23 protein-coding genes and 1 tRNA gene are annotated in these 22,652 nt (G+C 55.8%); 13 read left to right on the top strand and 11 right to left on the bottom strand.

Translation table 11 applies throughout. The annotated features are described in order from the left end of the window. Positions 1 to 283 precede the first annotated feature (283 nt). The 6 genes from ACDI13_RS02395 to ACDI13_RS02370 all read left to right on the top strand — a co-directional run bounded on the left by ACDI13_RS02395 (position 284) and on the right by ACDI13_RS02370 (position 5,089). Positions 284 to 811, top strand: a complete 528-nt coding sequence (locus tag ACDI13_RS02395; protein WP_316988135.1) for a MarR family transcriptional regulator — start codon at positions 284 to 286, stop codon at positions 809 to 811. Further along, positions 808 to 1,365, top strand: coding sequence for a diaminobutyrate acetyltransferase (gene ectA / locus ACDI13_RS02390; protein WP_372372656.1), 558 nt, complete (start codon positions 808 to 810; stop codon positions 1,363 to 1,365). The genes ACDI13_RS02395 and ectA overlap by 4 nt, the downstream gene beginning before the upstream one ends. Before the next feature lie 97 nt (positions 1,366 to 1,462). Then, entirely contained in the window at positions 1,463 to 2,770 is a 1,308-nt protein-coding gene (gene ectB, locus ACDI13_RS02385; protein WP_316988134.1) for a diaminobutyrate--2-oxoglutarate transaminase, read from the top strand. Further along, positions 2,770 to 3,162, top strand: coding sequence for an ectoine synthase (locus ACDI13_RS02380; RefSeq protein ID WP_009456191.1), 393 nt, complete (start codon positions 2,770 to 2,772; stop codon positions 3,160 to 3,162). The genes ectB and ACDI13_RS02380 overlap by 1 nt, the downstream gene beginning before the upstream one ends. An 18-nt stretch (positions 3,163 to 3,180) precedes the next feature. Further along, complete coding sequence (thpD, locus tag ACDI13_RS02375) at positions 3,181 to 4,104, top strand: ectoine hydroxylase (protein ID WP_316988177.1); 924 nt, start codon at positions 3,181 to 3,183, stop codon at positions 4,102 to 4,104. 373 nt (positions 4,105 to 4,477) lie between these two features. Beyond that, complete coding sequence (locus ACDI13_RS02370) at positions 4,478 to 5,089, top strand: DUF2239 family protein (protein ID WP_316988133.1); 612 nt, start codon at positions 4,478 to 4,480, stop codon at positions 5,087 to 5,089. A gap of 378 nt (positions 5,090 to 5,467) precedes the next feature. Here the strand turns inward: ACDI13_RS02370 and ehuA are convergent, their stop codons facing one another. From ehuA to ehuB, 4 genes are all read right to left on the bottom strand, one after another. Continuing rightward, positions 5,468 to 6,253: an ectoine/hydroxyectoine ABC transporter ATP-binding protein EhuA gene (gene ehuA, locus ACDI13_RS02365; protein ID WP_316988132.1), complete on the bottom strand. Its 786-nt coding sequence runs from the start codon at positions 6,251 to 6,253 to the stop codon at positions 5,468 to 5,470. Beyond that, on the bottom strand, positions 6,250 to 6,942 hold the full coding sequence (ehuD, locus tag ACDI13_RS02360) for an ectoine/hydroxyectoine ABC transporter permease subunit EhuD (protein WP_083053302.1): 693 nt from the start codon (positions 6,940 to 6,942) through the stop codon (positions 6,250 to 6,252). Before ehuD ends, ehuA begins: the two co-directional genes overlap by 4 nt. Positions 6,943 to 6,944: 2 nt before the next feature. Further along, a complete protein-coding gene (gene ehuC / locus ACDI13_RS02355; RefSeq protein WP_316988131.1) occupies positions 6,945 to 7,616 on the bottom strand; it encodes an ectoine/hydroxyectoine ABC transporter permease subunit EhuC in 672 nt (223 codons plus the stop codon). A gap of 101 nt (positions 7,617 to 7,717) precedes the next feature. After that, positions 7,718 to 8,584 carry an ectoine/hydroxyectoine ABC transporter substrate-binding protein EhuB gene (gene ehuB / locus ACDI13_RS02350; RefSeq protein WP_316988130.1) on the bottom strand — a complete coding sequence of 289 codons (867 nt, stop codon included), beginning with the start codon at positions 8,582 to 8,584 and terminating at the stop codon, positions 7,718 to 7,720. Positions 8,585 to 9,328: 744 nt separating this feature from the next. Here ehuB and aroG point away from each other — a divergent pair. From aroG to ACDI13_RS02330, 4 genes are all read left to right on the top strand, one after another. Then, complete coding sequence (aroG, locus tag ACDI13_RS02345) at positions 9,329 to 10,423, top strand: 3-deoxy-7-phosphoheptulonate synthase AroG (RefSeq protein ID WP_316988176.1); 1,095 nt, start codon at positions 9,329 to 9,331, stop codon at positions 10,421 to 10,423. 26 nt (positions 10,424 to 10,449) lie between these two features. Continuing rightward, positions 10,450 to 11,871, top strand: coding sequence for an FAD-linked oxidase C-terminal domain-containing protein (locus ACDI13_RS02340; protein WP_316989016.1), 1,422 nt, complete (start codon positions 10,450 to 10,452; stop codon positions 11,869 to 11,871). A gap of 205 nt (positions 11,872 to 12,076) precedes the next feature. Then, positions 12,077 to 13,192: a tRNA 2-thiouridine(34) synthase MnmA gene (mnmA, locus tag ACDI13_RS02335; RefSeq protein WP_316989015.1), complete on the top strand. Its 1,116-nt coding sequence runs from the start codon at positions 12,077 to 12,079 to the stop codon at positions 13,190 to 13,192. Positions 13,193 to 13,201: 9 nt separating this feature from the next. After that, complete coding sequence (locus ACDI13_RS02330; protein ID WP_316989014.1) at positions 13,202 to 14,014, top strand: sulfite exporter TauE/SafE family protein; 813 nt, start codon at positions 13,202 to 13,204, stop codon at positions 14,012 to 14,014. Here the strand turns inward: ACDI13_RS02330 and ACDI13_RS02325 are convergent. Beyond that, a complete protein-coding gene (locus ACDI13_RS02325; protein ID WP_316989013.1) occupies positions 14,001 to 15,095 on the bottom strand; it encodes an alpha/beta hydrolase in 1,095 nt (364 codons plus the stop codon). The genes ACDI13_RS02330 and ACDI13_RS02325 overlap by 14 nt on opposite strands. An 83-nt stretch (positions 15,096 to 15,178) precedes the next feature. Between ACDI13_RS02325 and ACDI13_RS02320 the strand changes: the two genes are divergently transcribed. After that, positions 15,179 to 16,024, top strand: a complete 846-nt coding sequence (locus ACDI13_RS02320; protein WP_316989012.1) for a helix-turn-helix domain-containing protein — start codon at positions 15,179 to 15,181, stop codon at positions 16,022 to 16,024. A 59-nt stretch (positions 16,025 to 16,083) separates the two neighbouring features. Here the strand turns inward: ACDI13_RS02320 and ACDI13_RS02315 are convergent, their stop codons facing one another. Beyond that, complete coding sequence (locus ACDI13_RS02315; RefSeq protein WP_316989011.1) at positions 16,084 to 16,695, bottom strand: glutathione S-transferase N-terminal domain-containing protein; 612 nt, start codon at positions 16,693 to 16,695, stop codon at positions 16,084 to 16,086. Positions 16,696 to 16,929: 234 nt separating this feature from the next. Here ACDI13_RS02315 and purB point away from each other — a divergent pair, with 234 nt between their 5' ends. Both purB and ACDI13_RS02305 read left to right on the top strand, forming a co-directional pair. Then, positions 16,930 to 18,306, top strand: coding sequence for an adenylosuccinate lyase (gene purB / locus ACDI13_RS02310; protein WP_316989010.1), 1,377 nt, complete (start codon positions 16,930 to 16,932; stop codon positions 18,304 to 18,306). Between the two features lie 99 nt (positions 18,307 to 18,405). After that, complete coding sequence (locus tag ACDI13_RS02305) at positions 18,406 to 18,858, top strand: cytochrome c (RefSeq protein WP_316989009.1); 453 nt, start codon at positions 18,406 to 18,408, stop codon at positions 18,856 to 18,858. Between the two features lie 120 nt (positions 18,859 to 18,978). Here ACDI13_RS02305 and ACDI13_RS02300 read toward each other — a convergent pair whose 3' ends face one another. The 5 genes from ACDI13_RS02300 to ACDI13_RS02280 all read right to left on the bottom strand — a co-directional run bounded on the left by ACDI13_RS02300 (position 18,979) and on the right by ACDI13_RS02280 (position 22,494). Next, a complete protein-coding gene (locus ACDI13_RS02300) occupies positions 18,979 to 20,220 on the bottom strand; it encodes an ammonium transporter (protein WP_316989008.1) in 1,242 nt (413 codons plus the stop codon). Between the two features lie 14 nt (positions 20,221 to 20,234). Continuing rightward, a complete protein-coding gene (gene glnK, locus ACDI13_RS02295; RefSeq protein ID WP_316989007.1) occupies positions 20,235 to 20,573 on the bottom strand; it encodes a P-II family nitrogen regulator in 339 nt (112 codons plus the stop codon). A 564-nt stretch (positions 20,574 to 21,137) separates the two neighbouring features. Next, entirely contained in the window at positions 21,138 to 21,260 is a 123-nt protein-coding gene (locus ACDI13_RS02290) for a hypothetical protein (RefSeq protein ID WP_316989006.1), read from the bottom strand. 231 nt (positions 21,261 to 21,491) lie between these two features. Further along, positions 21,492 to 21,567: transfer RNA gene (locus ACDI13_RS02285), tRNA-Lys, on the bottom strand. Positions 21,568 to 21,639: 72 nt separating this feature from the next. Beyond that, positions 21,640 to 22,494 (bottom strand): neutral zinc metallopeptidase, encoded by an 855-nt coding sequence (locus ACDI13_RS02280; protein WP_316989005.1) that lies wholly within the window; start codon positions 22,492 to 22,494, stop codon positions 21,640 to 21,642. Between the last annotated feature and the right edge of the window lie 158 nt (positions 22,495 to 22,652).

Below are 22,652 nucleotides of genomic sequence, written 5' to 3'. Positions count from 1 at the left end.
AGGCCAGGAGTGACAGCCCCGGCAGGGATTCCTGGCAGTGTACTGTAAGCTTCACGCTGCTTTGTTCTGTTCGTTGATAAGAAGGCACGGAGCAGGGCATTGCGCTCGCTTGCTTGCCCGCTGCAAAAGGGGCAGGTGCTTACATTTTTTTCAGTTTTGAGTCAGATCCACGGGTTTACGCTCCGTATGATTTTGAGTGTGAATCGGTTTGACTTAGATCTTTTCTAGGCATATCATTTCAACACGAATTAATCGTGCTGAATTATTTTGTTTGGCTAATTAAATGACCAAAGATCAACACTACGATTTACGAATTTTGCGGGCTTTGCGCCAGATCACGCGCTCGATTGCCCTGCACTCCAGACAACTGTCGGCGTACAGCAATATCACCGCGCCCCAGTTGATCTGCCTGCGCACCATTATTGAAAAAGGTCCGCTGACGGCCACGGCCATCAGCCGTGAAATGCATGTCAGCCCCAGTACTGTGGTCGGTATTCTGGACCGTCTGGAGGACAAGAAACTGGTGGTGCGCGAGCGTGGACGTGAGGATCGACGGATTGTTTTTGTGAGCGCGACACCCGAGGGCAAGACCTTGGCGCAGGATACGCCATCCCCTTTGCAAAAGAAGTTGTCAGATGCCTTGAAAGAGTTGCCCGAGCTGGAACAGGCCACCATGACCTTGTCCCTGGAGCGCATTGTGCGTTTGCTCGACGCTGACCCGGATGTTGTGCTGGAGGCCGATGAGGCGGCCTCGCCTATTCTTGAGGTCCCGGAAGGGGATGTTCCCCCCGAATCCGGGTTGGTGGTTTGACGGACCGACCTAGTACGGGCAGCTCGGCTGGCAGTGTGACTGCCACCGATTCTGCCCCCAGTGACCCGGCGCTGATACTGCGTGCGCCCCTGTTGCGTGATGCTGCCGCAATCCATCAACTGATTGCCGATAGCCCACCACTGGATCTGAATTCTGAATATCTCTATTTGCTGCTCAGCGAGCATTTTTCCCAGACCTGCGTTATCGCGCAGCGTGGGGAACAAATAGACGGTTTCATCTCTGCCTACTTTCTCCCCGACCGTCCCGATGTGCTCTTTGTGTGGCAAGTTGCCGTGCATGAGCGCGCTCGTGGGCGTCGTTTGGGGCAGGCCATGCTGGAGCACTTGCGAGAGCGTTTGCGTGGTCGTTCCTTGCGCTATCTGGAAACGACGGTCAGCCCAGGGAACCGGGCTTCGCGTGGCTTGTTTGCGGCCATGGCACGACGTTGGGGTGTGCCTATGCAGGAACAGGAATTTTTTGATACTGCCTTGTTTGCCAATCAGGCTCACGAGGCAGAACCTCTATTACGAATCGGCCCCTTGGACTCTGGATAAGGGGACTTTACGCAAAAGAACGGTAGAGCCGGTCTGGTTCGCTGATTGTTGTTTGTCGGCTCAAAAGACACGCCGTTCTATAACCAGGAGAGGAAATATGACTGATTTAAAAATATTCGACCGGATGGAGTCTGAAGTACGGGGCTACGTCCGGTCCTTCCCGGTCATTTTCAACAAAGCCCGAGGCTCGGTCTTGGAGGACGAGTCAGGCAGGCAATACATCGATTTTTTCAGCGGGGCCGGTACGCTCAATTACGGGCATAACAACCCTCATCTGAAAGAAAAGCTGATTGAGTACCTGAACACCGACGGCTTGGTACACGGTTTGGACATGGCCACCAGCGCCAAGAAATACTTTCTTGAAACGGTGGATAAAGTGCTGCTCAAACCGCGCGGGTGGGACTACCGCTTGCAGTTTACGGGGCCTACCGGCACCAATGCCGTTGAAGCGGCGTTAAAACTGGCACGCCAGGTCAAGGGTCGCCAGAATGTCATTTCCTTTACGCATGGTTTCCACGGCGTCAGCACGGGTTCCCTGGCAGTGACGGCGAACTCCAAGTTTCGTAGTGCAGCGGGTGTCGCCCTGGGCAACACTTCGTTCATGCCCTATGACGGGTACTTGGGCCCGGACGTCAATACGATGGCTTATCTGGAGCGTTTGTTGGAAGACCCCAGCAGCGGCCTGGACCATCCTGCCGCGGTCATCGTGGAAACTGTGCAGGGTGAAGGGGGCGTGAACGTTGCCACACAGCGGTGGCTGCGTGAATTGCAACGTCTGTGCCGCGAGCACGATATGTTGCTGATTGTCGATGATATTCAGGTTGGTTGCGGTCGGACTGGCCGTTTCTTCAGCTTCGAGCAGGCTGGCATCAGCCCTGACATTATTACCTTGTCCAAATCCTTGTCCGGTTTTGGCTTGCCCATGTCCCTGGTTCTGTTGCGTCCTGAACTGGATGTGTGGAAACCCAGCGCGCATAACGGCACCTTCCGTGGCAATAACCTGGCTTTCGTGACCGCCGCTCAAGCCCTGGAAAGCTACTGGGCTAACGAGGACTTTGAAGCCGAAATCCAGAGTAAAGAGCGCCAAGTGCGCGACTGGCTGGAGAACCTGGTTCATAGCTACCCCGATCGAGGATTAAGTGTGCGTGGTCGTGGCCTGATTCAAGGTCTGGTGACTCCACCCGGCGCCGGTCTGGCCAATGAAATTGCGGCACAGGCTTTCAAGCAAGGGTTGGTGGTTGAGACCTCGGGTGCTCATGACGAGGTTCTGAAGCTGCTGCCTGCGCTGACGATCAGCAATGAAGAGCTGACTCAGGGGCTGGACATTATTGAACGCAGCGTGGCTCAGTGTTTGTCCAAGCGTGGCAGTCAAGCCAAAATTCTGAAGATTGGAGGAGCACGCTAATGCTGGTGAAGAACGTACAAGATGTGATTGGAACCCGTGATGAGGTGCGTACAGACACCTGGGTTAGCCGCCGTGTTTTGCTCAAGAAAGACGGCATGGGTTTTTCCTTTCATGAAACCGTTATTTTTCCGGGTACCGAGACCCATATCCACTACCAGAATCACCTGGAAGCGGTGTGGTGCATCGAGGGCGATGGTGAAATCGAAACCGTTGCCGACGGCAAGAAATACGATTTGGGCCCAGGCGTAGTCTACGCTCTGGACCAGCACGACGAGCACTATCTACGCGGTGGCAAAGAGCCCTTGCGAGTGATCTGCGTATTCAATCCGCCCTTGACCGGTCAGGAAGTTCACGATGAGAAAGGGGTTTACCCAGCCATCGTGGAAGACTGAAGACCTAAGGAGAGCATGATGACAGTGACCATGAGCGATCTGTACACCTCCCGTACAGAACGAACGGCGGCCATCGTCAGCCGCCAGGAGCCGGTGGTGTATCCGGATCCGGTAGGTAGCCAGCCTTTGAACACGTCCCAATTGCGGGAGTATGAGGACAACGGCTTTTTGCTGCTGCCCGATTTGTTCAATGCGCAGGAAGTGCAAGCCTTGCTGGGCAATGTGGAAGCCATGAGCACGGACCCCGGCATCTTGTCGCGTGAAGAGGCTGTGGTGGAAAAAGGCAGTCAGGCCGTGCGCTCGATCTTTCGGGTGCATGAATTAAGCGAACTGATTGCCCGTCTGGTACGTGATCCGCGCGTGCTGGATGTGGCTCGCCAGATTCTGGGCTCGGATGTGTATGTGCATCAGTCCCGTGCCAACCTGAAACCGGGCTTTACCGGCAAGGAGTTTTACTGGCACTCGGACTTCGAGACCTGGCATATCGAAGATGGCATGCCGCAAATGCGCGCCTTAAGCTGCTCGGTGCTGTTGACTGACAATAATGTGTGCAATGGCCCCTTGATGCTGGTGCCAGGGTCACACCGTCAGTTCATCTCTTGCACGGGGCAAACGCCGGACAACCATTACAAGGAATCCTTGCGCAAGCAGGAGTATGGCGTGCCCGATCCAATCAGCCTGCGCTTGCTGGTGGATCAAGGTGGCATTGAAGCCATTACGGCCAAGGCCGGTTCGGTGATCTTTTTTGACTGCAATACCTTGCATGGCTCGGCCAGCAACATCTCGCCTTGGCCACGAGCCAATGTGTTTACGGTCTATAACAGCGTGGAAAACTGCGTGGGCGATCCCAAGCAGGGGCTGACGCCTCGTCCTGCGCATGTAGCCACTCGTGGGCAGTTTCCTGTCCTGACGCCATTGACCGGTCCACTGCTGGAGTCCTAAGCCAGAAGAAGGTCTGCGCCTTGGGTGCAGGCATGGCCGGATAAGACGCTCCCTGGATTTATTTCAGGGGGCGTTTTTTGTGGGCTCAGGATTGTGAAGAAGAGGGGGAGGCGGCCAGCGTCTGGGGGCGGACGTTGGCAAATGACGGGTCTGCACCGTACAGACTGGTCGGCGTTCGGGAAAGCCGTTATCGGAGATGCTCATCAGATATGACTCGGCTTGTCCAGGAGTCCTTGTGATGGCTGCTGGACAGGATCAACTGTGTTAATGCGCCCAATTAGCAACAACCTCTTATTTATACCCGGGTAATATTGACAGCTTAATATCATCCGGGTAAAAATAGGATCTTCTTACTTGAAGCTCTGGTTTTGCTATGACAACGACTTACCCCAATACCTACACCAGTTTTATGGGCCACCGCCGTATCGCGTCCGGCCCTATGCTGGTCAATGTGCTGGCCGTGAAGAAAGTGCTGGAAAGCCGGGTGAATGATCCCGTGCTGATCTTTGACGATGTGACAGGCCGCTTTGTGGATGTGAATACCCAGAGGACGGACGAAGAGCTGGCGCAACGTTATGCGCCTGTGGACGTTCCTGAACCTGAGCTTAAGCAGACAAAAGAAGAGGCCCCGCGAGGCCGTGGTCGCCCCAAGCTGGGCGTCGTCCCCCGCGAAGTGACCTTGTTGCCACGACATTGGGATTGGCTGGCGACTCAACCCGGTGGAGCTTCGGTTGCTCTGCGCAAACTGGTGGAAGAAGCGCGTCGTGCCAGCGCCGCCAAAGATCAGCGTCGTCAGGCGCAAGAGCGGGCCTATAACTTCATGACCGCGATTGGTGGTGACTTGCCCGGCTTTGAAGAAGCCATGCGAGCCTTGTTTGCCGATGAGTGGGAGCGATTCAAACAACTGCTGGCAGCCTGGCCGGAAGATGTGCGTGAGCATGCCATCAAACTGGCTGAAACTCCGGCGACGTCCTGGGTTGAATAAGACTTGGGGGCAGAGTCCATGAACACCAAGCCTCAGCCACGTGTGTATCTGGAGCCGACTCAGGCATCAGGTTGTGCTGTTGTTATGCGCGACGCACGCAAGCGGTGGTCAGCTTTTGTTTTTTGGGTTCAGGCGGCCCATTCTTGATTGGTCCGGAAGAAGAGCGATGGGATCTGGCAATGCTGGTTCAGCAACAAAGCGCGGATTCGCTCCTGGCTTTTGCTGATAAGGCGGATTACCGGAGAGGGCAGACCTATCGCCGCACCGCTCTGGAGGGTTCTCGTTTGCTGCCGTTGCGGGAGATTGACTCCTTTGTGGCAAAAGCCGTTTGCGCGTGGTTCAGGGCAGAACCACGCTCAAGTGACGGAGCGTTGGGGGTCACGCTGCCTGAATGAAGTTGCTCAAGAACGCCTGTGTCCGTGCCTCCTGCGGATGGCAGAACACTTGCTCTGGTGGGCCGGACTCGACAATCACGCCTTTATCAAAGAAGCAGACGCGGTCTGATACCTCCTTGGCAAATTGCATTTCGTGAGTCACCAGCAAAATCGTCAGATCCTGTTCCTGACTCAGCGTTTGAATCACGCCCAGCACCTCACCTACCAGTTCCGGGTCCAGGGCCGAGGTTGGCTCGTCAAACAGCAGAATATTGGGTTCCATGGCCAGGGCCCGGGCAATTCCCACACGCTGTTGTTGCCCGCCAGAGAGCTGACTGGGGAATTTGTCGGCATGGTCGATCAGGCCGACCAGTTCCAGGTATTTGGTAGCCCGTTCGCGCGCTTGTTTTTTGGACAGGCCCAGCACATGGGTGGGCGCTTCAGTCACATTGCGCATGACCGTCATATGCGGGAACAGGTTGAATTGCTGGAACACCATGCCCATTTCCTTGCGCATTTCGCGCAAATGATTTTGGCTGGCGGGCACCAGCTTGTCATCAACCCGCTCGTGCCAGAGGGGCTTGCCGGCTACGGTAATGACGCCTTCGTCGATGGTTTCCAGTGTCATCAGGATGCGCAGCACCGTGGATTTACCTGAGCCGGAAGGGCCGATGATGGTGACTTTCTCACCCGGTTCTACCTGGAAGTTCAAGGCGTCCAGGACGGTGACATCACCAAACTTCTTGGTGACATTGTCAAATTGAATGATGGGGCTTGTTGTGTCAGTCATCGCAGGGGAATTCCTTGCTTGGGTAAACGCTGGTCCAGCGCCCGTACCCCAGCCGAAGCCAGCAGGGTCAGCAGCAGATACAGGCCGCCCACCATGGACAGGGGAATAATGTAGTTAAAGGTACGGTCACCAATAATCTTGGCCACATTCAGGACTTCCAGCACCGATACGACAGAAAGTACAGGCACGTCCTTCATGATGGACACCAGGTAGTTGCCCATCGCAGGGATGATGCGCGGGATAGCCTGGGGCAGGGTGATGACCATGAAGGTGCGCAGCGGAGAAATATCCAGCGCGCGGGCGGCTTCAGTCTGGCCGTGGGTAACGGACTCCAGACCGGCTCGATAGACTTCAGACAAGTAGGCGCTGTACTGCACACCCAGTGCCAGCGCGCCGGTTAGAAAGGCGGGTAGCACAATGCCGTAGTCTGGCAGCACGTAATACAGGAAAAACAGTTGCACCAGCAAAGGCGTGTCGCGCAGGAATTCGGTCAGCACATAGGCGGGCCAGGAAATCAGGCGCAAACGCACGCTTTTCAGGCCGGCCAGAATCAGTCCTAACACCGCGGCCACACCGAAGCCCAGCACAGCGGCCTGGATGGTGACCCATAAGCCTTTGAGCAAGATAGGCAGGATAGACAGCGCAAATGCTCCGTTGCTGCTGGTGTCCCATTCAATACCAAACAGCATGTTCAGCTCCTTTGCGCGCGCCAGCGGCCGGTTGCGCGTTCCAGTAATTTCATCAGGACGGTCAGTACCAGTGCCATGCCAAAGTACATCAGCAAGAGCAGGGTATAGATGGTGGTGCTGTCCTGGGTGAAGTTGCGTATTTGTTCAGCTCTAAAGCTCAAGTCCCCCAAGCTGATCAAAGAGACCAGGGCCGTATCTTTCAGGTTTTGTACGGCCAGATTGCCAAAGCTGGGCATCATCTCGGGAATGGCCTGGGGAAGGCTGATGCGCCACAGGGTTTGGCGCTCGGTAAAGTCCAGGGCCTTGGCAGCCTCTAGTTGGGAGTGCGGCACGGCCTGAATGGCACCACGTACGACCTCCGCACCGTAGGCGCCAATGTTCAGGCCCAGGGCCAGGGTGCCGGCTACGACAGGATCAAGACGCCAGTCCAGGCCTATGGACTCGCCCAGAATCGGCAGGGCAAAGTACAGCCAGAACAACTGTACCAATAACGAGGTGCCGCGAAAAACTTCAATAACGGTGATGGACAGTGAACGCAAGGCTACCGAGTGAGAGAGCCTGCCTATGCCCAGGGCAAAGGAAGCGATGGCTCCCACCACGGTTGAATACAGGGTGAGCTGTATGGTGACCCAGGCCCCTTCCATCAGGGGCAAGCTGTAACTTAACCAATCCATATCAGGTTCCAGACAAGGGCAGGCGGTGCACTTTGGATGCTCTGTTGGCCCTTGCAAGGAGCCGCGCAGCCCGTGCGGCCGCCTTACCCGCAGGTGAAGGATCAGGCTTTACACAGCTGTTCCGTGGATTTCTCAAACGAGTGCTTGACGTCTTCTTCGGTAAAGCCGTGCTTGCTCAGGATGGCTTTCCATTCATCGGTTTTTTTGAATTCAGCCAGTTCCTTGTTGACGGCATCACGCAGGTCTTCGGACTCCTTGGCAAAGGTAAAACCGCCCCAGCTACGAACCGGGCTGCCATTGATGACGGGGTCCTTGAACTGGGCGGCCAGTTCTACTTTGCCACCCCCTTTGGAGGCCAGATCGCTGGCTGTTTGACCGGTAGCTGCATAGGCATCGGCACGACCCGTAGCCACGGTCGAGATGGCATCGGCGTTATTGGAAATGGTGACCATGCGTTCATCGGGCACACCCAGGGCCTGCATCATTTCCAACTGATCGGCACCTGCCATGATGGCAATCTTGTGATCAGTCTTGGCGAAGTCTTCGTAGGAGTGAATGTTCTTGGGGTTGCCCTTGGCGACCAGCAGGCCTTCACCATAGGAGCTGTTGGGCTCGGAGAACAGCACGGTATTGCAGCGTTGCGGCAGGATGGCCATTTCAGCGGCCACCATATCAAAGCGTTTGGCTTGCAGGCCGGGGATCAGGGAGCCAAAGTTGGCGGTTTCCCACTTGATCTCTTTGATACCCAGACGCTCCAAGATGGCCTGGGCCACTTCGGGGCCAGCGCCTTGGGCTTTGCCGGACATGTCCATGTATCCGTACGGAATTTCATTCGCAACGGCGACGCGAATCACGCCGCGCTCTTTGACTTGCTCCAGCGTGACTGCGTGGGTGCTGGATGCGGTAGCCAGGGAGCCCAGCAGGGCAAAGGCCAACGCGCAGAGGGGCTTGGATTGTAGTTTCATCATGAGTCCTTTTTTCGCCTATACCATTTCGTTATAAATGATTTGTTTTACGAAAGATTTGCAGAGAAATCATAGCTTATAAAATCATTAGTACTCAAATTAAATGGATAGAAACTATCGAAAAAAGAGCCTGCTTAGGATTTCTATATAGGAGAAGAGGCAGGCAGAGGACAAATGGGTGACCTGGCAATAGACATGGCTTTTAAGCCCACCTAAGGTCATCGGTGGGCCTGCGATGATGAGCTTGCGGTTCTACGTTGAGGTGCTGTGTGAGACTCCGTTTATTGTGATGTCCACAAATGCAGGCACACAGGCTGGCAATCCATCATCAGGTTTGTATGCAGATGTAAAAACAAGACAGGCAAACCATCTAAACGATTTATCGTGGTTTTTCGCAATAACACGAAACAAAAGGGCTGATAAAAAACGCTAAACGAAATGATTGTTTTGTTTGGTGGTGTTTTTTAGGGGGTTGTTGGTATAAATATTTTATTGCTCTGCGTTTTTTAGGATGAATCTTGCTGGTTTTGTTGGCGGCGCGTCCGGAACTGTGTTAGGATTTTTTCCATGACTTTCGCAACCCCTGTTTTCTTTTTTTATTTTTATGCTTTTCCGATGCCGCTGGTGGAGGAAAGGACGGGTTGCACCAAACACAAGTAAGACCTAAATCCTGAAATAAGCCGCCAGCATAGACCGGGCGGCTTTTTTTTCGTTTGCCCCCGGATCTGGCAAACCAACTGGAGTTCAATCGTGTCGCACAATACTGATGATTTACGGATTCGTGAAATTAAGGAGCTGTCTCCCCCATCCCATGTGATGCGCGAGTTCCCGTGTACCTCTGCTGTCTCGACCACGGTTCACAAGGCGCGCCGCAGCATTCACAAGATTCTTCACGAGCAGGACGATCGTCTGGTGGTCGTGGTGGGCCCTTGTTCCATTCACGATACCGAAGCCGCTCTGGATTACGCCCGCCGTCTGACGGTCGAGCGCAAACGCTTTGCCCCCGAGCTGGAAATCGTGATGCGCGTGTATTTCGAAAAGCCACGCACCACCGTGGGCTGGAAAGGGCTGATCAACGACCCCTTCATGGATGGCAGCTTCAACATCAATCAGGGTTTGCGCACCGCACGTGAATTGTTGCTGGCCGTCAACCAGCTGGATTTGCCTGCTGGCTGCGAGTTCCTGGACATGATTACGCCTCAGTACATTGCCGATCTGGTTTCCTGGGGCGCCATTGGTGCTCGCACGACAGAGAGCCAGGTTCACCGCGAACTGTCCTCCGGATTGTCCTGCCCCGTGGGCTTCAAGAATGGCACGGATGGCAATATCCGTATTGCTCTGGACGCGATCAAGGCCGCTTCGCAGCCGCACCATTTCCTGTCGGTCACCAAGGGTGGTCACTCCGCCATTGTGTCCACCGTGGGCAATAACGATTGCCACGTGATTTTGCGCGGTGGCAAGACGCCGAACTACGACGCCGAAAACGTCGAGGCAACCAGCCAGGCCATGATCAAGGCCGGCATGGTGCCGCGTGTGATGGTCGATGCCAGCCATGCCAACAGCAATAAAGACTACCGCCGCCAGCCCGAAGTGCTGGCTGATGTGGCCGGTCAGATCTCGGGCGGCGATATGCGTATCTGCGGCGTGATGATCGAAAGCCATTTGGTCGGCGGTCGTCAGGACGTGGTGGAAGGCAAGCCTTTGACCTACGGGCAAAGCATTACCGACGGTTGCATCGATTGGGATGACACCGTGGTGGTTCTGGAAAAACTGGCCCAAGCGGTGCGTCAGCGTCGCCAGGCACGAGTCGCTCTTGAAGAGGGGGCACTTAGCCACTCATAATAGGGTTTTGCCTTTTTGGAATGCTCATGAATGCTCCCGGTCATGCCGACCTAGCGCGGCGCCCTTTACCTGAAGGTTTTGTAGAAGCCTTGCAGGCTCAGTTCCAAGAGCGGTGCTCGCTTTCTCACGCCGTGCGTGAACACCATGGACGGGATGAATCGCCCTATCCACCCATGCTGCCTGATGTTGTTGTTTTTGCTCGCAGCACAGAAGAAGTGGCCTGGGTGGCACGCCATTGTCATGAGCATCATGTGCCTCTGATTCCTTACGGGGCCGGTTCCTCGCTGGAAGGGCATTTCCTGGCGATTCAAGGCGGCGTCAGCCTGGACTTGTCCGCTATGGACGAGATCGTGGCGATCAATGCAGAAGACTTCACCGCCACAGTGCAAGCTGGTGTCACCCGCACGGCCCTGAACGAGCATATCCGGGACACCGGCTTGTTCTTCCCTATTGACCCTGGTGCGGATGCTAGCCTGGGCGGGATGGCAGCAACCCGTGCATCGGGTACCAATGCCGTGCGTTACGGTACCATGCGTGAAAACGTCCTGACCCTGAAGGTCGTGACGGCAGACGGCCGCATTATTGATACGGCTAACCGCGCCAAGAAATCCTCCGCCGGTTACGACCTGACCCGCTTGTTCATCGGTAGCGAAGGGACGCTGGGCATCATCACCGAAGTCACGGTACGCCTGTACCCGCAGCCCGAAGCCATTTCTGCCGCCATCTGTAATTTCCCCGATCTGCGCTCTGCCGTGCAAAGCGTGATCGAGGTCATTCAAATGGGTATTCCGATTGCGCGCGTTGAGTTCATGGATACGGCCGCCGTACGTGCCACCAATGCCTACAGCAAGCTGACGCTGAAAGAATCGCCCCTGTTGCTGTTTGAATTCCACGGCAGCCCCAGCGGTGTGCAGGAACAGGCTCAGGTGGTTCAGGAAATCACGCGTGATAACGGGGGCATGGACTTTGAGTGGGCCGACAAGGCCGAAGACCGCTCCCGTCTGTGGACCGCACGTCACAATGCCTATTTTGCCGGTTTGCAACTGCGTCCCGGTTGCCGCTCCAGCACCACGGACGTGTGCGTGCCCATCTCGGCTCTGGCCGAGTGCGTGGCTGAAACGGCTGCGGACATGGATCAGGCTCCGTTCCCGTACACCATCGTGGGTCACGTGGGCGATGGCAACTTCCACGTTCTGATGCTGCTGGACGCCGATAGTCAGGAAGAGTGGGACGAGTCCGAGCGCCTGAACCATCGTCTGGTAGAGCGTGCCATTGCCATGCAAGGCACCTGCACCGGCGAACACGGTGTGGGCTTGCACAAGATGGAGTTCATGCTGGCCGAACACGGCCAGGATGCGCTGGATGTGATGGGCAGCATCAAGCAGGCGCTGGACCCTCATAACATCATGAACCCCGGAAAAATGTTGCCTGCGCGTCCTCAGAACTGATCGCCCAGCAGCAGTTTCAAAAGCCCGGATGCCTGTCCGGGCTTTTTTATTTGTGTCCTGGGCAGTACAGTTTTCCAGAAACCCCAGGTACTGGCGGTGTCTGCCTGTACATGCGTCAGGGCAGGCGTACAATGCCTTTTTTAGTTAGTCAGGTGCGTGCCAGACCATCGGTCTGCCTGCTGCGACACCTCTCATCATCACTGCAATGACTATTTCCACCAAAAAAGGTCGCGTCGTTATCGGAATGTCCGGCGGCGTGGACTCCTCTGTCTCGGCTTGGCTGCTTAAAGAGCAAGGCTATGAAGTCGTGGGCCTGTTCATGAAGAACTGGGAAGACGACGATGACTCCGAATTTTGCTCCTCGCGCCAGGATTGGCTGGACGCGGCCAGCGTGGCCGATCTGGTCGGGGTCGAGATCGAGGCGGTCAACTTCGCTGCAGAATATAAAGACCGCGTGTTTGCGGAGTTCTTGCGGGAATACTCGGCAGGCCGTACCCCGAATCCCGATGTTCTGTGTAATGCGGAAATCAAGTTCAAGGCCTTTCTGGACCACGCCATGACCTTGGGCGCGGACTGGATTGCCACTGGCCATTATGCCCGTGTGCGTGGCGTGCCCATGGCCGGGGGCGGCACAGACTACCAGTTGCTGAAAGGTCTGGATGCGTCCAAGGATCAAAGCTATTTTCTGCACCGTCTGAATCAGGCGCAGTTGTCGCGCACCTTGTTCCCTTTAGGCGAGATCAACAAGCAGGAAGTGCGCCGCATTGCCGAGGAACTGAAACTGCCCAATGCCGCTAAAAAAGACTCGACCGGCATTTGCTTTATTGGTGAGCGCCCTTTCCGCGAGTTCCTGAATCGCTACCTGCCCACTCAACCCGGTCCTATCAAAACACCAGAAGGGCAGGTGCTGGGTCAGCACGTGGGCCTGGCTTTCCACACCTATGGTCAGCGCAAGGGTTTGGGCATTGGTGGGGTCAAGGGTAAGCAGCGCGAAGACGGCACCGCCGACGCCTGGTATGCCGCCCGTAAGGATCTGGCCACGAACACGCTGTATGTGGTGCAAGGGCATGATCACCCCTGGCTGTTGCAGTCTGAGTTGAGGGCCGAGCAGACCAGTTGGGTAGCGGGCCATCCGCCAGCGTTAGGCCCGATTCATGCCAAGACCCGTTATCGCCAGGCTGATGCGGCCTGCACGGTTCTGGCTGCGGAAGGCGACAGCCTGTCCCTGCATTTTGATCAGCCCCAATGGGCCGTAACGCCGGGCCAGTCCGTGGTCTTGTATGACGGTGACCGCTGCCTGGGCGGCGGCATTATTCAATAAGAGGCGGGCATGGATCCCATTCTTGTCATCAGTTTGCTGGTACTGGGTGCTGGTATTGGTTTGGCCGCCGGTTTACTGGGGATTGGTGGGGGCATGATTCTCGTGCCCTTTCTGACCTTCCTGCTGCCCTTGTTTGGGGTGCCGCAAGAGCTGGCCGTGCATGCGTCCATTGCCACGGCCATGGCCACGATTCTGTTCACCTCCTTGTCCAGCGTGCGAGCACACCATAAACATGGTGCTATTCGCTGGGACGTGGTCAAGGTCATGGTGCCCGGTTTGATCGTGGGTGGGCTACTGTCGGGCGGCGCGATTTTTGCCATGATCAACAGCACGGCGCTGGCGATTGTGTTCGGTGTGTTCGTCTTGTATTCGGCCTCCAAAATGGCACGTAAGTCGATCCCGGTGCAAGGCCGTTCCTTGCCTGCTCCATTCTGGATTGCGGCCATGGGAGCCTTGATCGGTTTCGTGTCCGGTCTGCTGGGAGCGGGTGGGGCGTTTCTGTCCGTACCCTTCATGCTGCGCGGCAATGTGCCTGTGCGGCAGGCCGTCGCTACTTCGGCTGCCTTGGGTTTTTTCATCGCGCTGGCCAATAGCGTGGGTTATATCTGGTCCGGTCAGGCTACCTTTGGCAGCCATCCCGGCATGATTGGTTTTATCTACTGGCCAGCCTTGTTGATTGTCTCGGTCACCAGTATTTGTACCGCCCCCTTGGGCGCCAGTCTGGCCCACAAGATTGACCAGGTGACGCTCAAGCGCATCTTCGCTGGCATGCTGACTGTGCTGGCGATCTACATGATTACGCAGGCCATCACACAGGCTTGATGTCTTCAGGTTGGGCTTTGCCATACGCACAGTCCAGCCCATTCAGCTCGGTTTCTTCTGCTGGCTCAAAAACTCCCCCAACTGTCCAGTGAATTGCTGCTCGTAGCGCACTCATCGCCTGCTCACTTTGCGGCAGTGTGCTGCCGTAAGCATGAAATTCGTGCGTCATATCCGGCCAGACATCCAGCCGTATATTGGCCCCCTGTTTGTGCGCCTCTCGGGCAAAATCCCGGATCATGTCGACCAGAATTTCCTTGCCACCTGCCTGAATGTAGATGGGGGCCAGATGGCGCAGATCCTGTGCAATGGGCGAGAGCCGATCATCATTCCAGGGGCCGTTGCCCTTTAGCCATTGACCGTATTGCAGCGTTTGATAGCCCTGCACCATATCGTAGCGATCATGACCAAACTGGCTGGCGCCGCGTCGTCCTATATCCGTCCAGGGGCTTAGTGCCAAGGCCAGAGAAGGTTGGGGCAGTCCCGCTTGACGCAGGCCGACCAAGCTCATCAGCACCAGGTGTCCGCCCGCCGAGTCGCCTGCCAGGACAATATCCTGGGCAGGGATACCACGCTTGAGCAGATAGCGGTAGGCGTCTAGCGCATCTTCCTGTTGGGCTGGGTGAGGATGCTCCGGGGTCAGGCGGTAGTCCACGGCGAAGATGGAAATTTGCAGCTTGTGGGCCAGCAGGCGAATGAAGTGGTGCGACGCAGCAGGGTAGAACGTATAGCCGCCACCATGAAAGTACAAGAGGGTTTTGGTGTTGTCCGGGCGGTCTGGAATAAACCAGTCTCCCCGTGGTTCTGGGGACGTGCTGGCCTGTATCTGGACGGGCAAGTCCGGTTCGGCAATCGTGTACAAGCTGTCGAAATAGGCGCGGCCTTCAGCTATGGTTGGCAAGCGGAAGGCGTGGTTGAACTGCTTGCGATAGAACAGGGTGGCGATTTCAAAAGGCACAGACCAGCCTCGCACCAATGGCTTGGCGATGGCGCGGCGGAGCAGTACGTCGATGGTGGTGGCCCAAAGGGTAAGGACGCTTCGGCAGCGATGAGACCAGGATCCTTGCAAAATAGTTTTAGGCATAAGAAGGCGGGGCTGAAGTAGGATAAAAGGACTTTCAGTGTGGCCCGGCTTGCCTGGGTCGGATAGAACGGAAACGACCTCCCATGTCTGCTTTGCCTTGTGCCCGTTTGCATCACCCCAGCCGAAAAACGGCGTCCATTATCCATCTGGGCGTGGAGCGTGATACCCGTGCTCTGGATCTGCTGCCGCAGCAACGTTTGAACTTTTATCCGGCTTCGCCCCTGGTGGTGTTGTCCTGGGTTTTTCATGGCCAGTTGCATATGGTGCAGACGCCAGTAGATGGCGGGACTTTGGTTCTGTCAGAGGCCCTTCCCAGCATGCTGTTCGCTGGGCCTTCGCGCACACCGTCCATTAGCTGGTCTCCCGGACCTGTCCATGCAATTTCGATTGGCCTCTATCCCGATGCCCTGAAGCGTGTGTTTGGGATAGAGGCCAGCGATTTTCTGGATCAGGTACTGCCTCTGGATCAGGTTTTACCCGCTGCCCGTTGTCAGATACTTGGGCAAGCAGGCACTGAAGATGGCCCTTTGTTCGAGCAGTTGGAGGCGGCAATTCATCGCTGTGCGCATGGCAGTCTGGCGACAGAAGGTGCTGACAGCTTGCATCATTGGCTGACGACCTTGGGGATGAAGATGGCCGCAACACGTACGGGAACGGGCCTGCGCCAGATGCAAAGGCAATTCAAGCGTTGGGCCGGGCAGAGCCAGCGTGAGCTGCAGCTGTATGTGCGGGCAGAGCGCGCCTTTGCTCTGGTGCAGCAGCAGGCTCAGCCTGTCTGGTCCGATGTGGCGTTGCAGGCCGGGTATAGCGACCAGTCTCATTTTGGCAGAGAGGTCAAACGCATTTCCGGTTTTTCACCCGCCCGGTTTGCCCAACGCATGAAGACCGATGAGGCCTTCTGGATGTACCGTTTGCTGGGTAAGTTCTGAGTGAGCAGACATAAAAAAACCCATTCAAAAGAATGGGCCCTGGCTTGCTGGCGCAACGCTCACTGTGTAGGCGGTAAGGTGCTGGCAAACGAGGGGCGCGCTTGGAGTTTTTCATCCAGGCGTTGCAGATTGCCGTACTGCGAGCGCCAGTCCAGTTCAGGAAAGCGCAGATCCAGATAACCCAGTGCGCAGCCTACGGCAATGTCGGCCAGGCTAAAGCTGGTGCCCATGCAAAAGGACTGGTCACCCAAGGTATTGTTCATGGATTGCAGGGCAGCGGTGATTTTGCCGTTTTGGCGGTCGATCCAGGCGGGCAGACGCAGCTCTTGGGGGCGGCGATTTTCCACCACGATGGCAACGCAGGCATCAAGCAAGCCATCGGCAATGGCTTCCCAGCATTTGACCGCTGCGCGATCACGTCCTGCTTGAGGAATCAGGCGGCCGACGGGTGAGAGGGTATCCAGATATTCGACGATCACACGGGAGTCAAACAGGCTGGCCTGATCATCCATAATCAGACAGGGGACTTTGCCCAGTGGATTGTGTTTCAGAATATCACTGTCATCGGCCCACACATCCTCCAGAATCAGCTCGTAATCGAGCTTTTTTTCCGCCATGACAACACGCACTTTGCGCGCGTATGGGCTGGTGAGGGAAGCTAGAAGTTTCATAAAAAGCTATCAAAAGTTGCAGGCTCAAAAAGTATAGCAGGAACCTATGGGCGAACGCCCCGCAGGCCAGGCTTGCCCCTGTCACTGGAAACAATGTCGGAAAACTGTGGTTTATTCGTCAAAGCTTCGAGCTGTCGTCGCATTCTGCCCCCATGCTGAACACGCAGCATACGGGTGACAGCCCGCAATGTTAGAATGCGGGCTGACTTTATTCCCCTTCTTTTCTGTAGAACGATGCACATAGCCGATACCCTGAGCACTCTGAATGCCTTGTCGCCATTGGACGGGCGTTATGGCAGCCGTACCGCCCCCTTGCGTGGCCTGTTGTCCGAAGCCGCATTTATGTGGCATCGCGTAGAGGTCGAAGTGGCCTGGCTGATCGGCTTGTCCGACGCGGGTCTGCCTGAACTGCCTACTTTCTCTGAGCAAGCCCGTGAGGTACTCAAGAGCCTGGTGCAGAATTTCTCGGAAGACGATGCTGCCCGCATCAAAGCCATCGAGCGCACTACCAACCACGACGTGAAAGCCGTGGAATACTGGTTGAAAGAAAAAGTGGCCGACCACGCCGAGCTGTCCGCAGCGGCGGAATTCATCCATTTTTCCTGCACCTCTGAAGACATCAACAATACGTCGCACGCCTTGATGCTGACGCGTGCCCGTGAGCAGGTGATCCTGCCCCAACTGCAAGAAGTGTGCGATGCCATCAAGGCCCAGGCCCGTCTGCATGCCGAGCAGCCTTTGCTCTCGCGCACCCACGGCCAGCCAGCCAGTCCCAGCACCATGGGCAAAGAGTTCGCCAACGTGGCCGCTCGCTTGCAAAACGCCATTAGCGCCATCGCCGCTGTTCAGCCTCTGGCTAAGCTGAACGGTGCAACGGGTAACTACAATGCGCACTTCTCGGCTTACCCCGAAATTGACTGGCCAGCTTTCAGCAAAAAAGTGCTGAATGGTCTGGGTCTGACGCAAAACGTCTATACCATTCAGATCGAACCGCACGACTGGATGGCCGCCCTGTTTGACGCAATTGCCCGCGCCAACACCATTCTGCTGGACTTCAACCGTGACGTTTGGGGCTATATCTCCCTGGGTTACTTCAAGCAGCGCCTGAAAGAAGGCGAGATCGGTTCGTCCACCATGCCGCACAAGGTCAACCCGATTGACTTTGAAAACTCGGAAGGCAATCTGGGGCTGGCCAACGCCATGTTGCGCCACTTGTCCGAGAAGCTGCCTATCTCCCGCTGGCAGCGTGACTTGACCGACTCGACCGTGCTGCGTAACCTGGGCGTGGCTCTGGGCTACAGTGTGGTGGCCTATGACGCCTGCCTGCGCGGTCTGGGCAAACTGGAACTGAACGCGGCCGCTGTGGATGCGGACATTGATGCTTGCTGGGAAATTCTGGCCGAGCCCGTGCAAACCGTGATGCGTCGTTACGGTCTGCCCCAGCCTTACGAACAACTCAAAGCCCTGACCCGTGGTCGTGGTATTACCGAGGAAGCGTTGCGCGAGTTTATCGGTGGCCTGGAGCTGCCCGCAGACGCTAAAAACTATTTGCTTGAGCTAACGCCACGTAGCTATCTGGGTGTCGCGGTAAAGTTGGCCCAGGCAATCTAAATCCAAACGGCTGTGTTCGGGCACAAAGGACACAGCCGACCGGGTTTCTTGAGCCAGTGCTTTATGACGTGTTTTATGTTTCATCACACAGGAGTTCCCATGAAAAAACTTGCGTTTTTGACTGCCGCTGCCGCCTTGTGCGCTGCGTTTGTCACGCCAGCTACAGCCCAATTCGCTAAGCCTGAGCAGGCCGTGAACTATCGTCAAGCCAGCATGGCCTTGATTGGTTCGCACTTCGGTCGTATGGCTCCCGTCGCTAAAAAGGAAGCTCCTTATGACGCGGCTGCTATTGCCAAGAACGTGGAGGTGCTGACTGTTTTGGCTGCTCTGCCTTGGGGCGCGTTTGGTGCCGGTACGGAAGGCGGCGAGACCAAAGCAGAAGCCTGGAGCGATGCTCAGGGTTTCAAGCAAGCGACGGATGATTTCACCACTGCGATCGACAAGCTGAAAGTGGCCTCCGATTCGGGCGACTTTGATGCCTTCCGCGTGGCTTTTGGTAATGTGGGCAAATCCTGTAAGACTTGCCATGACGCCTACCGCAAAGAAAAATAAGCTACTGTGTTGCTTATAAAAAAAAGCCCTCGAGAGAGGGCTTTTTCTTTTAGGTTTGTACCTGTGTTTGAAGGGGGCTGTTTGCCGGTGGGCAAGATAGTCAAGAATCATGATGGGATCTCAGTGTTGATAACCCGTCTCACCGTGGGTACGGATATCCAGACCTTCGCGCTCATGGTCAGCATCGACACGTAAACCACCGCAGACGACTTTGGCAATCTTGAAGGCAATCCAGGCGGCGATACCGGACCAGACCAGAGTCAGCAATACGCCTTCGAGCTGAATCCACAACTGCATCCAGATACTGTTGTCAGCGGCGGTACCGGGACCACCTAGGACAGGCGCGTTGAACAGACCCGTGAGCAAAGCGCCCACAATCCCACCCAAACCGTGAATACCAAACACATCCAATGTATCGTCGGCACGTAGCCAGCGTTTCAGGACATTAACGCCCCACAAGCAAGCCAGGGAAGTAATCAGGCCAATGGCCAAAGCACCGGAAGGAGCCACAAAACCGGCTGCCGGGGTAATGCCGACCAAACCTGCAATGGCACCCGAGCAAGCACCCAGCAAGGAAGGGTGGCCTTTGCTGATCCACTCACCTAAAGCCCAGGCGACAACACCAATCGCGGCGGCCAACATAGTATTGAAGAAGGCCAGCGTCGCATTTTCATTGGCGGATAAAGCCGAGCCGGCGTTGAAACCAAACCAGCCCACCCACAGTAAAGCTGCACCGATAAAGGTCAAGGGCAGGTTATGGGGTGGCATGGCTTCTCGACGGTAGTTCAAGCGTGGGCCAATCATCCAGGCACCGACCAGACCCGCAATACCGGCATTGATGTGTACGACCGTTCCACCCGCAAAGTCCAGTGCGCCACGAGTGTTGAGCAAGCCGCCGTTCTGTCCATCAGCAAACCAGACCATATGGCAGATAGGCAGATAGGCCAGGGTGAACCAGATCACGGTAAAGACCAAAATGGCGGACAGGCGGGTACGTTCTGCCAGACTGCCGACAACCAGAGCGCAAGTCAGACCGGCAAAGGTGGCCTGGAAAGACGCAAACAGCAGTTCAGGCAGGGTGCCCGACATGGAGAACTGTTGGTCGGTAGCCGTGAACATGCCATTGAACAAGACCTTGTCAAAACCGCCAATCAAGGGGTTGCCGGCAGTAAAAGCCAGCGAGTAACCATAGATAAACCACAGCACCACCCCTAAACTGAACACCAGCAAGGTCTGGGACAACATGGACAAGGCATTTTTTTGACGCACCATCCCCGAGTAAAACAGGGCCAGACCTGGCGCGGCCATCATCAGTACCAAAAGTGTGGAGACCAGCATCCACGATAGATCAGCGTTGTTCATGATGGAGTCTCCGATTACAGGGCTTGCTCATCGCATTCGCCAGTGCGGATGCGGATGACGTGGTCCAGCGGTTGGACAAAGATCTTGCCGTCACCAATACGACCGGTGCGGGCACTGCTTTGAATGGCCTCCAGAACACTTTCCAACTGCTCGTCGGGAATAGCCAGTTCAATGCGGATCTTGGGCAGGAAGTCGACCGCATATTCCGCACCGCGGTACAGCTCAGTGTGGCCTTTCTGGCGCCCAAATCCTTTGACCTCAGTGAGTGTCATCCCCTGTATGCCCAGATCGGAAAGGGCCTCGCGTATTTCGTCAACCTTGAAGGGTTTGACGATGGCGGTAATTAATTTCATAGGTGTTCCTGAAGTAAACACAGGCAAGCTGGCCTTGCGGATGCAATGGAACACCGAGGGGGTAGGAGACGGTTGAGAGGGGGCCGACCAGGATGGGTAATCCTGGTGGATGGCTTGAGTGCAACCGGGCAGTGCCGGTGTGAGCGACTCTCCGGCTGTCAGCAGGATGTGCGACAGCGCGAACGCAAGTGGTAGGCAAGCGGACCTGTGTTGTAGGTTGAAGAGCAACACAATTCCGGCAAGGCGAGTAAGCTAGCTAGGCACGTGACCCCGGTCTTGCCTAGTCGGTGGGCAGCGAGATAACAGCAGCGTTCTGTGACGCCTGTCTCCGCTCATCTCACCACCGCAGGAACAACGACTATGGAAAAATAATATATGTTGCAGCGCAACAAGTGCGCATTGTGTGGAGTTTTTTTTTAAATAGTCTTAACTTTGCAACATTTTCCTGCTGCAAAAGCACTATTCAAACCTGGAACGAGGCGCTGGCAGGGCAGCGGCATTTTCCTTGCTGGCCTAGCTTGAGCCTGTATGTCATGCGTGCCGGAGGCGTGAATTGGAGGTTTGTCAGTTCCTGGTTTTGCCAGGCGGCTCATTGCCCGGGATTTTCTTCGGATCAGGTTCAGGGTTGGGTGTTTTGCCCGGTGGCGTGGTGTCGGGGGCCTTGGTTGGATCAATAGCAATCAGCATGAGCTCTCCTGATTTGAATGATCTGTTAGCCTAGCGGGTTTTTCTGGTCGGCGAAGTAAACAATGATGACTAGAAAATGGGCAAGCCAAATCGGGGCAGCGGTGTGCTGGATCGTTGCGTCTGGAGGCAAAAAAGCCCGCACAAAGGCGGGCTAAAATGCTTTTTTGCGGAGCAAGGTACATTTTGCGGAGCAAAACTTACCGTTAACACTCTTGCAATCAGCAGGATATTTGGTGGGTCGTGACAGACTCGAACTGTCGACCAATGGATTAAGAGTCCAGTGCTCTACCAACTGAGCTAACGACCCCTGTTCCCTGCGAAGAAAAAGATTATAGAACGGAAATTATTCAGTACAAGGTTGGGTTACATAATTTTACGTTTATTGAAAAGCTGGATCTGGGCGTGTAAAGGTATCGCACATTTTCAACTGTCCGGTTTTATAGCCTTGCATGAACCAGGCCATGCGTTGTTGCGCGCTGCCATGGGTAAAGGAGTCGGGAACCACGTAGCCTTGCGATTGCTTTTGCAAGGTGTCATCGCCTACGGCTTGAGCCGCGTCTAGCGCGGAACGGATATCGCCTGGTTCCAGAATCTGGCGTTGTGCATCTGCGTGATTGGCCCAGATGCCGGCGTAGCAGTCAGCCTGTAGTTCAAGACGTACCGACGCTTGACGGGCTTGCGAGGCCGAACCACTGCGACGGGCCTCATCTACACGGCGCATCATGCCTAATTGATTCTGAACGTGGTGGCCAACTTCATGTGCAATCACGTAGGCGGGGGCAAAGTCGCCTTTGACGCCCATCTTTTGCTCCATCTCGGTGAAAAAGCCCAAGTCTATATAGAGCTTTTGATCGGCAGGGCAGTAAAACGGGCCCATGGCCGACTGACCTGTACCGCAAGCTGTAGGGGTGGCGCCGCGATATAGAACCAGTACCGGGTCGCGGTAGCTGCCATTGGTTTGCTTGGCAAAAACATCACGCCAGACATCTTCGGTTTCACCCAGAATTTTGGCAATGGTTTGACCTTGCGCATCTGAGGCGGCGACAGGCTGAGATTGCGGGGTGCTGGTGGGGCCATCGGCCAGGTTCAGCACCACATTGGGGTCGACCCCAAAGTATAGGGCCACCAGGGCCAGCACGATTGTCCCCAAGCCGATTTTGCCGCCGCCCAGGCGAGGCCCATTGGCACGGCGGTCCTCGACATTACGGCTGGAGCGAGATTTATCCAGACGCATCACGCTCTCCTTGAATTTGAAAACGTCAATGTACTCTGATTTGCAGGCCAAAGCAGGGGCGTTTTCGATTCTTGTCATCTTCTAAAGCGAAGGGGGCGTTAATTACTCCGCCATGACAAGTTATTGAATTGCTTGGCTTAATGTGACTTGTCCAAGGG

The sequence above is a fragment of the Alcaligenes faecalis genome (assembly GCF_041521385.1).
Lineage (GTDB): Bacteria > Pseudomonadota > Gammaproteobacteria > Burkholderiales > Burkholderiaceae_B > Alcaligenes > Alcaligenes faecalis_E.
This window is presented reverse-complemented; position numbering and strand designations above follow the sequence as displayed.